We start from the raw sequence: 1,933 nt of genomic DNA on the forward strand, positions 1-1,933 counted from the left end.
GATGATCACGCGCCCCGCTAGTCAAAGCAACAAAGGTCAATAGTCCGTGCCCGCGAAGCCGTCTTCGTCAAGCTGGCTTCTCGCAACAAGCGATCGTGTGGGTGAGCGAAAGTGAACGAGCTGCTGTTGATCGACTGGATCCTCATCGCGGCGCTTTGCTGGTTGTTGATCGGCATGATCGGCGTTGCGTTCCCGCGCAATTTTTTGCTGAACAGCCGCGTCCTCTTTCCCCTCGGCGCTCCATTTGCGCCTTGACGCTCTGTCCTCCTTCTTCCTGCTACTGCTGGGAACAGCCTCAGCCGGCATTTCGATCTACGCCGCCGGCTATATGCGCAAGGGCGACGGAACGGCTCCGGGGCTGCAATGCCTGCTCTATCACGTCTTTCTGGCCAGCATGGCTTTCGTCATGCTGGCCGACGATGGTTATGGCTTCATGGTCGCCTGGGAAACGATGGCGCTCAGCTCCTTCTTCCTGGTCACGTCGGAACACCGCCATCCGGAAATCCGACGTGCCGGTTATCTCTACCTGCTGGTTGCTCACGTCGGCGCGGTAGGCATCCTTCTTTCCTTTGGCGTGATGGCGGACAGCGCGGGCGACTATTCCTTTGACGCCATGCGCGATTTCTCCCGCATCGGTTTCTGGCCGACCATCGCTTTTCTACTTGCGCTTTTCGGCTTCGGCGCCAAGGCCGGCATGTTGCCGCTACACATCTGGCTACCCGAAGCGCACCCGGCCGCTCCTTCTCCCGTGTCGGCGATGATGAGTGGCGTCATGCTTAAAACAGCAATCTACGGAATGCTGCGGGTGAGCTTTGATCTGTTGCATGCGCAACTATGGTGGTGGGGCGTTCTGCTGCTCGTCCTCGGGCTGATTTCAGCACTGTTCGGCGTCGTCTTCTCGGCGGTACAAACCGACATGAAACGACTGCTCGCATATTCGTCGATCGAGAACATCGGGTTGATATTTCTCGGAATCGGACTGACACTGATCTTCAAGTCCTTCCTGCTACCGCATCTTGCTGCACTGGCGCTAACCGCCACGCTCTATCATTGCCTGAACCACGCCTTCTTCAAGAGCCTGCTTTTCCTGTGTACCGGCTCGGTTCTGCACGCCACGCGCGAGCGCAACCTGGGCAAACTCGGTGGGCTGATTCATCGCATGCCATGGGTCGCCTGGTTGGCGCTGATCGGCGTGCTGGCTGCATCCGGTCTGCCGCCACTTAACGGTTTCGTCTCGGAGTGGCTGTTGCTGCAAAGCTTCCTGTTCACCTCGGGTGTGCCACATGGTTATCTCAACATGCTGCTGCCGGTGATTGCCGGCGCCGTCGCGCTGATCTCGGCATTTGCCGGTTTCGCCATGGTCAAGTTCTTCGGCATCGTATTCCTCGGTCAGCCGCGCGAGGAAAAACTCGCTCACGCCCATGATGCCGGCCGCCTCGAACGCATCGGGCTGCTCTGGCTGGGTGTGGGCTGTGTCCTGCTCGGCCTGTTTCCGAATGCCGTTATTTCGTTGCTCGACCCGGTCACCCGACTGCTTGTCGGGAGTGGCCTGCGCGGTACGGCAGCCAGCCATGGCTGGTGGCTTCTAGCGCCGATCAGCGAGGACCGGGCCAGCTATAGCCCCGCCATTTTCCTCGGCAGCATTGTCGTTCTCATGCCGCTTGTCTATTTTGCGGTCAACCGTTTCTACCACGGCCGACTGAAACGCGTGCCGGCCTGGGATTGCGGATTTCCGTTGCAAACTCCCCGCATGCAGGATACCGCCGAGGGTTTCGGCCAGCCGATCCGCAGAATCTTCTCGCCCTTCTTCAAACGGACCCGCGAGCACCCCTCGCCATTCGATGCCCAGCCACGTTATCGAAGCCTCGTTGAAGACCCGTTCTGGTACTGGCTCTATCTGCCGATTGCAAGAATTGCCGATCACGGCACGCGG

General features: G+C 59.4%; 2 protein-coding genes. Both read left to right on the forward strand.

Annotated elements, in window-relative coordinates; genetic code table 11:
- Nucleotides 1-111: 111 nt before the first annotated feature.
- Entirely contained in the window at nt 112-255 is a 144-nt protein-coding gene (locus PROAA_RS19020; protein ID WP_186410090.1) for a hypothetical protein, read from the forward strand.
- A partial coding sequence (gene hyfB, locus PROAA_RS03960) for a hydrogenase 4 subunit B (RefSeq protein ID WP_186410091.1) occupies nt 245-1,933 on the forward strand: 1,689 nt, incomplete at its 3' end. The genes PROAA_RS19020 and hyfB, both read left to right, overlap by 11 nt.

The organism is Candidatus Propionivibrio aalborgensis (genome assembly GCF_900089945.1).
Lineage (GTDB): Bacteria > Pseudomonadota > Gammaproteobacteria > Burkholderiales > Rhodocyclaceae > Propionivibrio > Propionivibrio aalborgensis.